This is a genomic window from Amycolatopsis sp. Hca4, assembly GCF_013364075.1.
In the GTDB taxonomy this organism is placed as follows: Bacteria; Actinomycetota; Actinomycetes; order Mycobacteriales; family Pseudonocardiaceae; genus Amycolatopsis.
In genome coordinates this window covers 1,992,725-2,007,540 of the sequence record NZ_CP054925.1, presented here as the reverse complement: position 1 = coordinate 2,007,540, position 14,816 = coordinate 1,992,725, and the positions used below count along the sequence as shown (strand labels likewise).

Annotated in this window: 14 protein-coding genes; 5 read left to right on the top strand and 9 right to left on the bottom strand. The window is 71.4% G+C overall.

The window, feature by feature from the left end; all coding sequences use genetic code 11:
* The first annotated feature begins 52 nt into the window (after window positions 1–52).
* Window positions 53–724, top strand: coding sequence for a TetR/AcrR family transcriptional regulator (locus tag HUT10_RS08780; protein WP_176170718.1), 672 nt, complete (start codon window positions 53–55; stop codon window positions 722–724).
* A 355-nt stretch (window positions 725–1,079) separates the two neighbouring features.
* Here HUT10_RS08780 and HUT10_RS08775 read toward each other — a convergent pair whose 3' ends face one another.
* From HUT10_RS08775 to HUT10_RS08740, 8 genes are all read right to left on the bottom strand, one after another.
* On the bottom strand, window positions 1,080–2,135 hold the full coding sequence (locus HUT10_RS08775) for an alpha/beta fold hydrolase (RefSeq protein WP_176170717.1): 1,056 nt from the start codon (window positions 2,133–2,135) through the stop codon (window positions 1,080–1,082).
* Window positions 2,136–2,146: 11 nt separating this feature from the next.
* A complete protein-coding gene (locus HUT10_RS08770; RefSeq protein ID WP_176170716.1) occupies window positions 2,147–3,406 on the bottom strand; it encodes a triacylglycerol lipase in 1,260 nt (419 codons plus the stop codon).
* Between the two features lie 178 nt (window positions 3,407–3,584).
* On the bottom strand, window positions 3,585–4,439 hold the full coding sequence (locus HUT10_RS08765; RefSeq protein ID WP_176170715.1) for a MurR/RpiR family transcriptional regulator: 855 nt from the start codon (window positions 4,437–4,439) through the stop codon (window positions 3,585–3,587).
* 49 nt (window positions 4,440–4,488) lie between these two features.
* Entirely contained in the window at window positions 4,489–5,766 is a 1,278-nt protein-coding gene (locus HUT10_RS08760; RefSeq protein WP_176170714.1) for a cyanophycinase, read from the bottom strand.
* Window positions 5,766–6,965, bottom strand: a complete 1,200-nt coding sequence (locus tag HUT10_RS08755) for a M20 family metallopeptidase (RefSeq protein ID WP_176170713.1) — start codon at window positions 6,963–6,965, stop codon at window positions 5,766–5,768. The genes HUT10_RS08760 and HUT10_RS08755 overlap by 1 nt, the downstream gene beginning before the upstream one ends.
* Window positions 6,962–7,726 carry an amino acid ABC transporter ATP-binding protein gene (locus HUT10_RS08750; protein WP_303246949.1) on the bottom strand — a complete coding sequence of 255 codons (765 nt, stop codon included), beginning with the start codon at window positions 7,724–7,726 and terminating at the stop codon, window positions 6,962–6,964. Before HUT10_RS08750 ends, HUT10_RS08755 begins: the two co-directional genes overlap by 4 nt.
* Window positions 7,723–8,670: an amino acid ABC transporter permease gene (locus HUT10_RS08745; protein ID WP_176170712.1), complete on the bottom strand. Its 948-nt coding sequence runs from the start codon at window positions 8,668–8,670 to the stop codon at window positions 7,723–7,725. Before HUT10_RS08745 ends, HUT10_RS08750 begins: the two co-directional genes overlap by 4 nt.
* Window position 8,671: 1 nt before the next feature.
* Window positions 8,672–9,604 (bottom strand): ABC transporter substrate-binding protein, encoded by a 933-nt coding sequence (locus tag HUT10_RS08740; protein ID WP_217709562.1) that lies wholly within the window; start codon window positions 9,602–9,604, stop codon window positions 8,672–8,674.
* Between the two features lie 134 nt (window positions 9,605–9,738).
* On the opposite strand from HUT10_RS08740, the gene HUT10_RS08735 reads away from it, so the two are divergent.
* From HUT10_RS08735 to HUT10_RS08720, 4 genes are all read left to right on the top strand, one after another.
* A complete protein-coding gene (locus HUT10_RS08735) occupies window positions 9,739–10,743 on the top strand; it encodes a cyanophycinase (RefSeq protein ID WP_176170711.1) in 1,005 nt (334 codons plus the stop codon).
* On the top strand, window positions 10,740–11,759 hold the full coding sequence (locus tag HUT10_RS08730; RefSeq protein WP_176170710.1) for a LysR family transcriptional regulator: 1,020 nt from the start codon (window positions 10,740–10,742) through the stop codon (window positions 11,757–11,759). The genes HUT10_RS08735 and HUT10_RS08730 overlap by 4 nt, the downstream gene beginning before the upstream one ends.
* 113 nt (window positions 11,760–11,872) lie before the next feature.
* Window positions 11,873–12,316: a hypothetical protein gene (locus tag HUT10_RS08725; RefSeq protein WP_176170709.1), complete on the top strand. Its 444-nt coding sequence runs from the start codon at window positions 11,873–11,875 to the stop codon at window positions 12,314–12,316.
* 15 nt (window positions 12,317–12,331) lie between these two features.
* On the top strand, window positions 12,332–12,892 hold the full coding sequence (locus HUT10_RS08720; protein WP_176170708.1) for a hypothetical protein: 561 nt from the start codon (window positions 12,332–12,334) through the stop codon (window positions 12,890–12,892).
* A gap of 31 nt (window positions 12,893–12,923) precedes the next feature.
* Here the strand turns inward: HUT10_RS08720 and HUT10_RS08715 are convergent, their stop codons facing one another.
* The gene (locus tag HUT10_RS08715; RefSeq protein WP_176170707.1) at window positions 12,924–14,780 is read right to left on the bottom strand and encodes a glycogen debranching N-terminal domain-containing protein; all 1,857 of its coding nucleotides are present in this window, start codon (window positions 14,778–14,780) and stop codon (window positions 12,924–12,926) included.
* Window positions 14,781–14,816: the final 36 nt, after the last annotated feature.

Here is a 14,816-nt window from a genome sequence, read left to right as displayed (position 1 = left end):
TATATTAACTTACCGACGATAAGTCAAGTGTCGATGGGTAAGGTGATCTGCCATGACCAACGACGTCCTCTGGCTGCGGGACGAGCCGCCACGACCGCCGAGGCGGAACACGCCGCTCACCCTGGAGCGGATCATCACCGCGGCAATCGCCGAACTCGACGCGGCGGGCGCGGAACGGCTGACGATGCGCAAGCTCGCCGAACGGCTCCAGGTGACTTCGACCGCGCTCTACTGGCACGTCGCGACCAAGGAAGACCTGCTCGACCTCGCGCTCGACCACGTCGTCGGCGAAGTACCGGTGCCCCCGCCCGGCTCGGAGCCCCGGGCCGGACTCCGGACGCTGCTCGTCGGCTGGCGCGCCGCGATGCTCGCCCATCCGTGGTCGCCCGCTCTGCTCGGCCGCCCGCTGCTCGGACCCCACGTGCTGGCGCGTACCGAGTTCATCCAGGCGAAGCTCGTCCAGGCCGGGCTGGCCGGGCTGGAACTCGCGGCCGCGACCCGCACGCTTGCCGGCTTCGTGCTCGGCGCGTCACTGGCGGACGCGACCTGGCGCCGGCTGGACGACCCGGCCGCGATCGCCAAGGTCCGCGCGCACATCCTCGATTCCGCCGAGCGCTACCCGACCCTCAGCACGTCCGGGTTCGTCGACGCCGGGTGGCCGGACGACGAGCTGTTCGTCTTCGGTCTCGACCGGGTGCTCGACCGGCTTCTGGCCAGCACCTGATCGCGAACCCGTAGCACATCTGCCCGGAGACAAGGCCGAACGCGGCGAGGTGGTCGGCGCAAGGGCGGCCGTGGTTCCACCCGAACCGCCGCTTCGCCGTCAACTCCGCGGTCCGCCGTTGCTCGATGCGGCGTCAGGACTCCCTGACCGCTTCGGGTAGGGGCACCGGAGTGGCGCGAAAGTGCCCTGGCGACAACCCATATCAGCGGCGCAAGCCGCGTATGACGACCTATTCGACGAGGCCGATGTGAGCAGCACGCGGGTGAGGAAGCCAGAAGGTCGGTAATGGCGCCGCGCTTGCGACAGCCCGTGGACCGATCGTGATCCCGCCGAGGCCGCGGATGGCGGTGTCGGATCAGACCTTGGCCAGCCCCTCGAGCAGTGCCGCTGAGAACTCCTTCGGTTTCTCGATGTGCGGGCTGTGCCCGGTGTCGGCGATGACCACCTCGCGGTAGTCGCCGCCCGACGCGGCGTACCGGTCGAGGACCGCTCTGGTCTGGGTGACCATCGGTTGCGCGGGGTGGGTGGCCTCGCCCGGCCAGCCGGGCACCGCGCCGAGCCGGCCGAGGTGGGCGAGGTCGAACAGGGAGGTGTCGGACACGATCTGGTCGTCGGCTCCCCGCACCCAGAGGATCGGGGGCTTGGGCTCGATCGCGTCGAGGTCGTCGAGGCGGAAGTTGCCGGGTGCCAGGGTGTTGAGCACGCCCCGGGTGCCCGGCGCGACGCCCGGCCACGCGTCGGTCGTGGTGGAGTCGCCGGGGTAGTGGTCGTCGCCGACCCGGGTGGTGAGCATCGACTCGACGAGGTCGTCGAGGTGGGCGGGGCGGAACGGTGGTTTGACGTAGAAGGCCAGCAGCACCTGTCGCGGGGAGAACGGCGACTCGTCCGAGGTGTCGCCGTCCTTGAGCCGGGCAACGAAGTCGGGGTTGGCTCCGCCGCCGCCCGAGCCCGTGCCCGCCGCGTCGACCAGCTCGCCGTCCGCGCCTTTGGTGCCGCCGAAGCCGTAGGGCGAGACCGGGTTGACCAGCGTCACGGTGCGCGCGAGTGCGGTGTGCTCGCGCAGCAGCTGCAGGACCACGCCGCCGCCCATGCTCCAGCCGACCAGGTGCGCGGCGTCGATGCCCAGCGCGGCCAGCGTGGCGGCCACGTCGTCGGCGTAGTCGCGCACGCCCCGCGTCGCGTCCACCGGCAACGGATCGGTGCCGCCGAAGCCGCGCAGGTCCACTGCGATCGGGCGGTACCGCGGCGGCAGGTCGAGCATCGACTCCTGCCAGAAGGCGGAGGACGAGACGTTGCCGTGGACGAACACGACCGGCTCGCCGTGCTCGCGGCCGGCCACCTCCAGCACGTGCGTGGTCAGCCGGTCGGTCGGCACCTTCGCCGAGGTGATTCCGTCGAGGAGTGTGGTCACAGTCGTCCCTTTCACGCCAGCCAGCTCGTCACCTGGGACATCGACGCCGACGCCCAGCCCAGCTGCAGGTGGTTCACCGAGCCGACCAGTGCGGTCGCGGCGAGGTGGCCGATGCCCGTGCTGTCCAACGCGCTGGCCACGAACACGATGCCGTCGCTCGGGCCGCGGTTCTCGTTGAACACGCCGACGATGGTGGGCGAGCCGCCGGCCAGCAGGTACACCGAGACGCCTGCGGGGGTGCCGGCGGACTGGATGGCAGAGATCATCGACCCGGCGTCGATCGCGGCCTGGATGCCCGTCCCGTCGGTGTAGAAGCCCTGGCCGCCGTAGTAGGTCGTGTACCAGTCCTGTTGCGAGCCGTCGACGCCGAACGTGCTGTCGAAGCGGGCCAGCATCTGCCGCTGCCCGGGGTAGGTGTCCCAGCCTGCGGTGGGGGTGATCGACAGTTCCGGGTGATAGGTGTAGGCGCCGTAGCAGGTCATCCTGGTGTGCGGGCTCGGCGCGTTGATGCCGACGCCGCACTCCGGCCAGATCGAGAGGTCGTGCGCGTAGCCGTGTGCGAACGGGTAGTCGTAGCCACCGTTCGGCCCGCCGAGGGTGATCAGCTTGCGCACGTCGCCGGCGTAGGCCCGGCCCCACGGGGGCTTCACCGAGGAGACGTACATCCGCGTGGACAGCTCGCCCTTGCTCCAGCCGACCAGATCGACCTGGCTAACCCCCAGCCGTGACTTGATCAGCGCGATCGCGTCACCGACCTGCTGTGCCTGCTGGCGGTTCTCGCCCTGCTTGTGCGCGAAGCCGATGGCGAACACCCGGTACCCGCGCGAGCTGAGGTACTGCATCAGCCCGGTCGACGGGCAGGTCGCCGAACCGCACCCGAAGCCGCCGGATTCGTTCGGGTTGGCCCAGGCCCGGTCGGGGTTGTCGTTGGCACCGTGGACGAGCAGCACCGGCGTGGCCTTCGCGCCGGTCGACCAGCCGGGTGCGGAGTACAGCAGGAACCGCGACGAGGACGGCTGCGCCACGCCGCCGAAGAAGGTCAGCCGCTGCCCGTCCTGGTTGCCCCGTCCGTCCGGCGGGTACTGCTCGTCGGCGAATCCCGGTGTGGTGTCGCGGTAGCGCTCCACCTTGGCCCACCCGTTGGCGACGGTGCTGAACGTCGCCTCGTTGGTCAGGTAGGCGGGAGCGGCCGAGGCAACCGGCAGCGCCGGCGCGGCGACCTCCACACCGACGACGATGGCGGCAGCGGCCACCAGGCTGAGCAGGCGCACGACGGGCTCCTCACGACACCGGGGGAACTCCGCAACTATCGGCCACCGAGCGAGCCGGGGGCAATGTGCGCCGGCCACGTCCCGCACGCCTCGGACATGGTCGTGGGCACCACATCGAGGGGTGCGGTCACGGGTCGCCGAAGGTGCTCGGTCCAGGGTGCCTCGGGCTGTCCGGGCTTCAGTGGAGGTCGAGGCGGTGGACGATCTTCTCGCGCTCGGCCAGGTTCACGTGTGCCTCTTCTCCCCGAGCTTCCAGCAGCAACGCGACCACGGCCTCGATCGAAGCGATCGTCGGCACGAAGCTGTCGTAGGCCGAGGGTGCGGTGACCTGCTGGGCCAGCACCACGTCCGCGTGGTGGCTCACCGGGGACAGCCATGGGTCGGTGAACAGCACGATCGTGGCCTTGCGCTCCGCCGCCAGCTCGGCCAGGCGCTCCGTCGGGGGCTCGTAGCGGCGGTAGTCGAACAGCACCAGGACGTCCTTCGGGCCCCAGGACGAGGCAGCCGCCGCTCGCTGTACCGGGTGTTCGGACAGGACTTCGACTCGGTCGCGCAGCTGCATCAGGTGCAGGGCCAGGTACTGGGCGAACAGGCCGCTGAACCGGCCTCCGGCGAGCGTGATCCGCCGCTTGGGGTCGGTGAGCAGGGAAACCGTGCGGTCGAGGTCGTGTTCGCTTGTCTCGGCGAACGTGCGGTGGATCGCCCGGCCGAACTCGCCGGCCGCGCGGTCGAGGACCGCGATCGCGCCGATGGGCTCGTCCGTGCCCGAGTAGAGCGTCAGCGGCGAGGCTTCCCGGGCGCCGAGCTCCTCGCGCAGTGCGGCCTGGAACGCCGGGAAGCCCGCATAGCCGACCCTGGTGACCAGCCGGAGCACGGTCGGCGCGCTGACCTTGGACTGCTCGGCCAGCGCCGCGAGGGTTTCGAAGCCCGCCGCGGGGTAGTTCGCCAGCAGGATCCGGGCGACCTTGGTCTCGGCGGGGCTCAGCTCGCCGAGCCGCCGCCGGATCTGCTCGGCAACCGTGTCGACGGGCATCGTGGGGCTCCTCCGTGTGCCGGGGCGGCGGGATCGCCCCGCCGACAACCTAACGGACGGGCGCCGTGCACGCCGTCGGCCCGACGTCGAGCCGCAAGTCCAGGACACTGCCCGGGACCGCGGGCTTCGTCCACGTCCGGGTGGCCGCGGTCTTCCTGAGCCGGACGTCGAACCGCGGCGCGGTCTCGAAGGTGTGCGCGGTCGTCGTGCGGGCGACCGCACTGCCCGCCAGTGCGACGGCGGTGCGCAGGAGCGAATAGGGCGTGCCGGCCGCGTTCCGCGGCGAATGGAAGACGTCGTCGTTCTCCGGGACCGGGGACCGGTCCACCGGCGTGGCGGGCCGGGCACCGGCCGGCGGAACGGCCAGCCGGGCCGCCGGGATGTACCGGGCACCGTCGGTGAGGTAGTCGTACCGGACGTCGTGGACGGACCAGCCGCAACTCCCGGTGGTCACGTGGCTGCGGCGCAGGTCGAGGACCGTCACGCCGTGTTCGCCGAGCACCCGGAGCGTTTCGGCCGGGCTGCCGGGGCGGTCGACCACCACCGCCGTGTTTTCGTCGAGGGCGTAGACGCGGTCGTGCCCGGTGTCGGCGGCCAGCCGCAGGGACCGGCCTTCGCGGCCGTCGACGCCGGTGTGGGTGTCCAGCAGGCCGGACGTGAGCAGGCCGAATCCGCCGGCCGGGAGGTAACCGAGCACCGAGGGGTCCTCGAAGTAGCCGGGCCTGCTGCCGTCGCGCAGGCCCTCGTAGGAGTCGCCGCCGGTGACCATGTCGGGGCCGGACGCGATCTGGGCGCCCGCACTGGATCCCGAGATCACCGCGCCCGTGCGGAACTTCGCCCGGATGGCGGCCAGCACCAAGCTGTCGGTGTGCCGGTCCCCGCGCAGCAGCGTCGTCACGTAGCGGTACTGGTCGCCGCCGCCGAAGAAGAAGCCGCTCATACCCCGGACCCGCGCGGCGACCGCGTCGGATTCCGCCGCGGCCACGTGGTCCAGGTCGACCGGGATCCACTCCGCGGCGGCACCGTGCTGGGTGAACAGCCCGGCGTAGTACGCGCCGTTGCACACGGAGTTGGAGCACTTCTCGGGGTCGTCGGCGTCGGGGTCCTGGCTGGCCGGGAGGGAGGCTGCGGTGATGATCCCGATCCGGGCCCGTGGGCCGCCTGCCCGCGCGATGACCTCGTCGAAGACGGCGTCGTTGTCTTCGGCGAGCGCGCCGCCGACGAGCACCAAGGACCCTCGCGCGGCCGTCGTCGCGTGCGCGGACGTCCACGAGGAAAGCAGGAGCAGGATCGTCACGATGATGGCGCGAGCCGGGCGTCCGGGCATCAGAGGTCCTTCCGGGCATCGAGGGTGCCGCAGGTGGCGATGAGCGTGGCGAGCAGGGCGACGCGGTCCGGCACGGAGGTGACGTCGAGCCACTCGCCGGGGGTGTGGTCCGCACCGCCGATGGGACCGAGCCCGTCGAGGACGGGCACGCCCTGACCGGCGATGAAGTTGGCGTCCCCCACCCCACCCGTCGCGGCCGCGTCGACGGCGAAGCCGAGCCGGGCGCCGATGGCGCGGGCGCGGGCGAGCAGCACCCGGGCGCCGGGGCCGTCTTCCATGACCGGGCAGTCGTCGAGCTGGGTGACCACGGCGGCGGTGCCTTCGACGGCGAGGTGCCCGGCGTGTTCGTGGATGCTCTTCGCGGCCCACTCCATGCCGTCCCGGGTCGGCGAGCGCACCTCGAGCTCGAGGCACGCTTCGGCGGAGACGATGTTCGTCCGGGTGCCGGCCCGGATCGTGCCGACGTTGACCGTCACCCCTTGCCGCCGTCCGTTCAGCGCCTGGAGTTCGAGCACGAGGTTCGCCGCCGCCAGCGCGGCGTTGGCCCCGCGCTCCGGCTCGATCCCGGCGTGGGCGGCCCGTCCGGTGATCCGGACGTGGAAGTCGGCGACGCCCTTGCGGGCGATGACCAGGTCGCCGTTCTCCCGGGCGCACTCCAGCGCTAGGGCCAGGTCCGCGGTTCCGGCCAGTGCCTCGGTGACCGGCCGGCTCATGGGCGAGCCGGCCTCTTCGTCCGGGGTGGCCAGGAAGACCAGCTCGGCGAAGTCCCGGAAACCCGTGCCGAGCAGCAGCTCCGTGGCGGTCAGCCCGGCGAGCAGCCCGCCTTTGTCGTCGCTGACGCCCGGTCCGTAGGCACGCTTGCCGTCGGTGGAGAACGGACGGGCGGCGGCGGTGCCGCGGTCGAAGACGGTGTCCAGGTGCCCGGCGAGCAGGATGCGCCGTCCGCCGCGGGACCGGGGTGTCCGGCCGGCCAGCCGGCCGATGACCGCGTCGCCCCGCCCGTCCAGCGGCACCCGCTCGACCGCGAACCCCTGCCGCCGCAGCAGGTGCGTCACCCGGGAGGCCACCGCGTTCACGCCGTCGGGGTCGTCCGAGCCGGAGTCCAGTGCGACGAGCCCGGCGAGTTCGCTCAGGTAGCCCGGCAGGCTTTCGACCGCGGCGCGCCGGAGCGGGTGCGCCAGGTCGGTCCGGAGGCTCACAGGACCTTCGCCAGGAACTCGCGGGTCCGCGCCTGGCTCGGCCGGACCAGCACCTGCCGCGGATCACCCTCTTCGACCACGACGCCCTCGTCCATGAACACCGCCTTGTCGGCGACCTCCCGCGCGAAGCCGATCTCGTGGGTCACGACGACCATCGTCATCCCGCCGGCCGCCAGCCCGCGCATGACGTCCAGCACGTCGCCGACCAGCTCGGGGTCGAGCGCCGAGGTCGGTTCGTCGAACAGCATCAGCTTGGGCCGCATGGCCAGCGCGCGGGCGATGGCCACCCGCTGCTGCTGGCCACCGGAGAGCTGGGCCGGGTAGTGACCGGCCCGGTCGGCCAGGCCGACCCGGTCGAGCAGTTCCCGGGCGCGCTCGCGCGCGGCGGCCTTCGTCAGGCCGCCGACGCGGACCGGGGCCTCCATGACGTTCTCTTCGGCGGTGAGGTGCCCGAAGAGGTTGAACCGCTGGAACACCATGCCGATCTCGCGGCGGCGGCGGGCGACCTCCCGCTCGGTCAGCTCCAGCAGCTTCGTCCCCTGCTGCCGGTAGCCGACGAACCCGCCGTCGATCGACAGGTGCCCGCCGTCGATCTTTTCGAGGTGGTTCATGCACCGCAGCAGCGTCGACTTGCCGGAGCCGGACGGGCCCAGCAGGCAGCACACCTGCCCGGCTTCGACCTGCAGGTCGATCCCGCGCAGCACCTCGAGCCGGCCGAACCGCTTGCGCACCCCGTGGGCGCTGACCATGGCCGGGCTCATCGGTCTTCCTTTCGCGAGAGCCGGCGGGACAGCCCGCCGGCGAACAGCCGGGCCGCGGGGCCCGGTCCGGCGGTCGTGGTGCCGCGGCCGAACCGCCGTTCCAGCCACGACTGCGGCCCGGCCAGCAGGGTGACCAGCGCCAGGTACCACGCGCCCGCCACCACCAGCATCGGGATGACCTGGTAGTTCTGGGCGTAGACGTCCTGGATGTTCGACATCAGGTCGTGGGCGGAGATGATCGAGACCAGTGCCGTCATCTTCAGCATGTTGATCACTTCGTTGCCCATCGGCGGGATGATCACGCGCATCGCCTGGGGCAGCACGATCCGCCGCAGGGTCAGGCCCGGTGGCATGCCCAGGGAGTGCGCGGCCTCGGCCTGGCCGACGTCGACGGACTGGATGCCCGCCCGCACGATTTCGCTGCAGTAGGCCGCTTCGTTCAGCCCGAGCGCGAGGAGCGCGGCGACGGCCGGGGTCAGCACGGAGTTGGTGTCCACGCTCAAGAACGTCACGTGGGTGAACGGGATGCCGATCATGATGCGCTGGTAGAGCGCGCCGGCGTAGCCCCAGAAGATGATCTGGACCAGCAGCGGCGTGCCGCGGAAGAACCAGACGAAGAGACTGCCGAGGCTGCTGAGCACGGGGTTGTGCGACAGCCGGAGCACGGCGATCACCGTGCCCAGCGCCAGGCCGAGCGCCATCGCGGCGGCGGTGAGCCAGAGCGTGGTGGCGAGCCCGCGGAAGACCAGGCCGTCGAAGAGGTACTGCCCGACGATGTCCCAGTGCACGTTCGGGTTCTTCGCCAGGGAGCCGATCAGTCCGATCAGGGCGGTGAGCGCGATCGCCGCGGAGACCAGCCGGCCCCAGTGTCGCAAGGGGACGGTGGTCAGCTCGGCCGGCGGTGTCCGGCCGGTCGTCGCCTCCGGTTCGGTGTGGACGGTCATCTCAGGCCGCCCCGGCGTTGCGGGTCGCCTTGGGCACGGCGATGGACTCGACGCCGTAGGCGGCGCAGATCTTCTTGAGCGTGCCGTCGTCGATCAGTGCCTGAAGCGCTTTCTGGATCGCGTCGGTCAGCTCGGGCAGCCGCTTGGACACCCCGATCCCGTTGGGTGTCGCGTCGTAACCGCCGTCGGCGGCGGGGTCCTGGACCGACTCGAACGCCGAACCGCCGTCGGCCGTCTTGGCCGTCCAGCCGGCGGCCGGCTTGGTCAGGACCTCCGCGGCCACCTTGCCCGAGCGGAGGGCCAGCTGGGCGTCGGAGTCCTTCGGGAACGTCTGGATCGAGATCGGCGCGGGACACTTCGCCTGCTGCGCGGTCAGCAGGTCGAGCTGGTGGGTCGCGACCTGGACCGCGACGGCCTTGCCGCACAGGTCACCCAGGGAGCCGATCTTCTGCGGATTGCCCTTCGCGACGAGGATGCCCGAGCCGGAGACCGAGTAGTCGACGAAGTCGAGGACCTGCTGCCGCTTCTTCGTGTCGGTGATGGCCGACATGACGACGTCGTACTTGCCGGCCTGGATCGCCGGGACGATCCCGTCGAACTTCTGCGGCGTGAAGGCGAACTTGACTCCGAGTTTGCCGCCGAGGGCCTGGCCGAGGTCGTAGTCGAGGCCGGTCAGCTCCGGCTGTCCCTCTTTGACGAACATCTCGAAGGGCGCGTAGGGGACGTCCGAGGCCACCCGGACGGTCCCGGTGTCGCGGATCGCGGCCGGGAGCGCGTCGTGCAGGTCCGCGGCCGCGCTGATGGTCACCCCGGCGACGGCGACGGTCTGCTGGGCGGGCGCTGCGGTGGAGGACGGGCTGCAGCCGGTCAGGGTGGTCACGAGGCAGGCGGCGGCCACGGCGGCGAGCGGGCCGGGGTGGGCAGAAGGTTTCACGAGCACGGTCGAGCCTTCCCGAGAAGTGGGGCGGGGGCCGGTGATGGCCGGTCGAAGGTGAAACGCAACTTACATCTTCCGTCAACATGAGGCTAGATGTAATATTTGTTTCTTCACCGGACCTGGGAGGGCACATGGCTCGTCGCCTCACCGTCTTGGCCGCTTGCATGCTGCTGGCCGTCTCCGGGACCGCCGTCGCGCAAGCTTCGGTCACGCGGTTCCGCGCCGGCAGCTCGACCGACGTCACCCGGCCGGACTGGTCCGGCCCGGCGTTCACGATGAACGGCTCCGGCGCGGTCGTCGACGCGAGCATGCGCAGAGCCGTCGACACCATCCGCGGCGGCAGCGGCACCCTCGACGTCGTGGTCCTCGCCGGTTCCACCCCGGCGAGCGGCAGCCGCACCCCCGAATGCGACGCCGTCATCCGGCTGGCCGGGGTGAACTCCTGCACCACCTGGGTGCTGACCCGGGCCGCCGACGGCGACGACAGCCGGGTCAACGCCGACATCCGCAACGCCGAGTTCGTCTACTTCGCCGGTGGTGACCAATGCCGTTACGCCGCTTGGAAAGGCACCGCCCTGCAAGCCTCCGTCCGGTCCGTGGTCGCCAAGGGCGGCGGTGCGGGCGGAGGGAGCGCCGGGACGCACATCACCAGCTCGATCGTCTACAACGGATGCGGCGCCAGTGTCGACAGCCGGACCGCGCTCGCTGACCCCTACTCCTCGGACATCACCTTCACCACGGGCATGTTCGCGTGGCCGGACTACGGCGACACGATCAACGACTCGCACTTCGTCACCCGTGACCGGATGGGCAGGCTGATGGCCTTCACCGCCCGGGCGGTGAACGACGGTCTCACCTCCCACGGTGCCGCGTGGGGTGTCGGTGTCGAAGAAGGCGGCTCCCTCTTCCTCGACCGCACCGGCCTGGCCACCCTGTACGGCCAGGACGCCTACGTCGTCCTGGCCGACCACCGGCCCGAGCGGGCCGTGCCCGGCGAACCGCTCACCTACCGCGGGTTCAAGATCTGGCGCCTGCGCCCTGGCTCGACGTTCGACTTCCACAGCCGTCCCACGACCGGCTACTACCTCCGCGACGTCGATCGGGGCACGCCGGACGCGGACCTGTACACCCCGTGACGCGGCTCGGGAGCAGCGCCGCCGAACTGGACTGGATCAACCTGCTCGTGTTCCGCGCGGTGGCGGAGGAGCTGTCGTTCACCCGCGCCGCGACCCGGCTGCGGATGTCGGTTTCGTCGGTGTCGCAACGCATCCGGCGGCTCGAGCGGTCCCTCGGCGCCCAGCTGCTCGACCGCGATTCGAAGTCGGTGGCGCTGACGGCGGCCGGCGACACGACACTCGCCGCCGTTCTCGAGATCGACGCGGTCTGGGCCTCGGCGCACCGGCGGCTGGCGGCACCGGCGGCCGCCGACCGGCCGGAGAGCTACACCGTCGGCACGTATCGCGCCGTGCACGAAGACATGGTGCCGTTGCTCAGTGCGGTGGCCGGTGACGTCCCCTGGCGCCTGCGCTACTACCGCGCCTGCGCGGACGGGTTCGCCGACCTGCGCCGCGGCGCTGTGGACTTCCTGGTCTGGGAAACCTGGTACGGCCCGCGGGTCCGGCCCCGGCTGGACCTGACCGGGTTCGGCTCGGCGGACATCGTCCGCGATCCGGTGTGGGCCATCTTCGGCGCGCACCACCCCCTCGCGGGGCAGCCGGTGGTCACCTGGGAGGAGCTGTGCCGGTACGACTGGCTGACGCCGATCGACGACCAGCGCGAACTGATGGTCCGGATCTTCGCCGATCTTTCCCCGGTGCGGCCGCGTCTGGTCCACGACGTCGACGACAGCGTGCACATGGCCGGCATCCACGCGTTCAGCACAGCGGTCGACATCGGGCCGCCGAGCTACCGCTGCGAGCCCGGCATCGTGTCGCGCCGGCTCCTCGGCGGCCCGGTGTCCCGCTATGCGCTGTCGTGGCGCGACGACCCGGCGGTGGCCGCCCTGGCGCCGACCGTGCTCGGTCTCTACCGCGAGCGGTACCGGCGGCGCGTGGCGGAGAACAACCCGGCGCACTACGCCTACATGGCGAAGAACCCGCTCTTGTACCCGGGAATCGACCTGCCCGGCGAAACAGGCTTTACGCCGGCGTAAACAGCCGTGCGGTTCGTGAAGGAATCTCCTGTTGTCCGGCTATCGTGTTTCGCTCAGGCTGTGCTCGTGCGAACGAGAATCACGGCAATCCTGTCCTTGCTCACCGTTGCTTCGTGTCGCCGACGACCGGCGTCGCGGCGGCCGCCGACTACACCGCCACGGTGACCGGGTTCGCCGCCGGCGACAACGATCCGCCGGGCGGCGCGATCGCCTACCCCGGCTCGGCACCGAGACATGGCACGGCCAACGGGACCGGCACCTACGACAATCCCGTCACCCTGGCGTCCGACCCGCGCTGGCTCAGCGCCGGAACCCGGGTCTACATCCCGTACCTCAAGAAGTACTTCGTCATGGAAGACCTCTGCGGCGCGTGCCAGAGCGACTGGTCCGGCGGCAAGCGTCGCGTCGACGTCTGGATCGGCTACTACACCGGATCCAGCGCCGCCGCCTGCGAAAGCGCCATCACCCGCAGCAGCGCCACGATCGTCGTCGGTCCCGCTTCGGGACTGACGGTGGACACCACACCCATCCTCGGCTCTTCGGGCTGTTACCTGTAATTTCCGGGAGAACGCATGACTCGCTCGTTCAAGAACGCAGTGTTGCACCTGGTGTCCGCCGCGGTGGTCGCGGCCGGCCTGTGCGCGACCCAGGCCGTGGCAGCGCCGGGGGTGGCGTCGGCCGGGGAGTGTCCGTCGGCCACCGCACTGTCGGTCATCAACCAGGGGCGCACGACCTTCGCGAACTTCCACGAAAGCGGAGTCGCCGACAACGCCACCGCGCTCAAGGAGATCAACCAGGCAGCTTCCGGCCTGGCCGCGCAGCGCAGCAGCTACGGCACCGCGCCGGGCGGTTCGGTCTGCCTCAAGGAATCCATGCTCAAGGGCCTCTACTTCGTCGGTTCGGCGTACCGGCTGTCGATCAGCGAGATCGCCGGCGGATCGCACACCGCCGGGTCGGCCCACTACGACGGCCGGGCCTTCGACATTTCCGTGATCAACGGCGTCACCGTCGACTCCGGGAATGCGTATTACCGCGATGTCATGCAAAGCTGCCGCAACAACGGGGCCAGCCTCGTCCTCGGCCCCGGCGACGCCGGGCACGACACCCACCTGCACTGCCAGTGGTCCGCCTGACCCGGGATCCCCGGCCCTCCCAGGTGGACGTTCACCGGGTGCGGAGGTACTGCTCGGCCCGGACGACCGCGGCCGCCGACCACGCTTGGGGCTTGCAGGCCGCCGGGTAGGCCAGGGGTGCGCCGGAATCGTCGAGCAGGGCGAACAGCTCGGGAACGTGGCCGCGGAAGTGTCCGGCCGTGCGCAGGACGGCCTCCGCCAGCCGGCCGGCCTGGTCGTGGTGTCCTTCCGCGGCCAGGCCCGTCATGGCGATGGCCGTGTCGTGGGGCCAGATCGATCCACGGTGGTAGCTGAACGGGTTGTAGAGCGGGCTGGCCGAGCTCAGGGTGCGCAGCCCGAAGCGGGTCGTCAGGTCGGGGTTGCCGAGCCGGTGTGCGACGAGGGCCGCTTCTTCGCCGGTGAGCAGTCCGGTGCCGAGGAGGTGCGCCATGTTCGAGGTCGCGCCGTGGACCGGATTCTTCTCCGCGTCGAGAGCGATGGCGGGGTACCTGCCCGATGCGTCCTCGGTCCAGAAGGTCGCTCGGAAGCGCTGCTCGAGCCGGTGCGCCCAGCCGGCCCACTCCGCCACCTCCGGCCGCCGGAAGGCCTGTCCGAGTTCGACGGCGGCTCGCGCGGCTGCGTAGGCGTAACCCTGGGCTTCGCACAGCGCGAGCGGGGCTCGGGGATGACGGCCGTCGTCGTGCAGGAAGGCGTCGTGCGAATCCTTCCACCCCTGGTGGGTGAGGCCGCCGGCCGCCGAGGGCCGGTACTCGATCAGCCCGTCCCCGTCGGGGTCGGCGTCGGTTCCGGTGAGCCAGCTCATCGCCGCCAGGAGGTGGGGGAGCAGTCGCTCCACCTCCTCGGCGGGCAGGCCGGCGTGCCACGCTTCGCGCAGCAGGCAGATCCAGAGCGGGGTCGCGTCGATCGTCCCGTAGTAGCGGGAACCCAACCGCACCTGGCCGGTGTCGATCGGTGCCGCGCGCACTTCGTGGAGGATCTTGCCGGGTTGTTCTTCGGTGTGCGGGTCGTACCGGACGCCTTGGCGGCGGGCGAGGGTGCGCAGGGTGCCCGCGGCCAGGTGCCCGCCGAGCGGCAGCAGGAGCCGGGCCGCCCACAGCGAGTCCCGCCCGAACAGGGTCAGGTACCAGGGGGCGCCGGCGGCGAGGTAGACGTCGTCCGGGCTGTCCGGGTCCGCCAGCAGCAGCGCCCGCAGGTCCTCGAGGCTTTCCGCGACCGGGGCCGGCACGTCCGGCCCCACTGTCCACTGTGGAGCGCGGGCCGCGGGCCGCTGGTCGAACTCGCTCGGGCCGAACGTGGCGGCCACGGTGACGTCGAGGTGCCAGGATTCGCCCGTCCCCAGTTCCAGCTGCCACGTCAGCTCGGTCACGGAGTCGGCGTCGACCTCGGCGATCCCCGCCGGCTCGGTGCGGAGGACGGCCGAGGCCCGCTCCTCCTGCCAGCGGATCCGGTCGTCGACCACCGGCGGGACGGCGGCGAGGGTCCGGCCGGCCTTGACCGCGTCCATGCCCGCGAAGTCGGTCGCCACGCGCAGGCTGATCGTCAAGGTCCGCCGGCTGTCGAAGTTGGTGACGGTGAGCCGTTCGGCGAGGGTGGCGGGGTGGACCTGGCGCCGGTGCTCCAGCAGCAGCGTCGCGTCGCGCGAGTGGGACTCCGACTCGCGCGCGACGGCGTGGAACACGGCTGCCGAGGGCCGCTGGAGTTCGTGCCCGACGGAGACGGTGGGCACGTCCGCGATCGCGAACTCCAGGAGCGCGAGCACGCGGACGTCGTGGCTGAACCAGCCGGACGCCCCGCGGCCGGACAGGTGCCCGTCGGGGTGGGAGCACACGACGGAGGGAGCGTTCAGCACGGTGATGAGACTGTGCAGCGACGTGCTCGAGCCGGTCACGGTTCCTCCGCGGGTGTTGACACGAACTGGTGACAT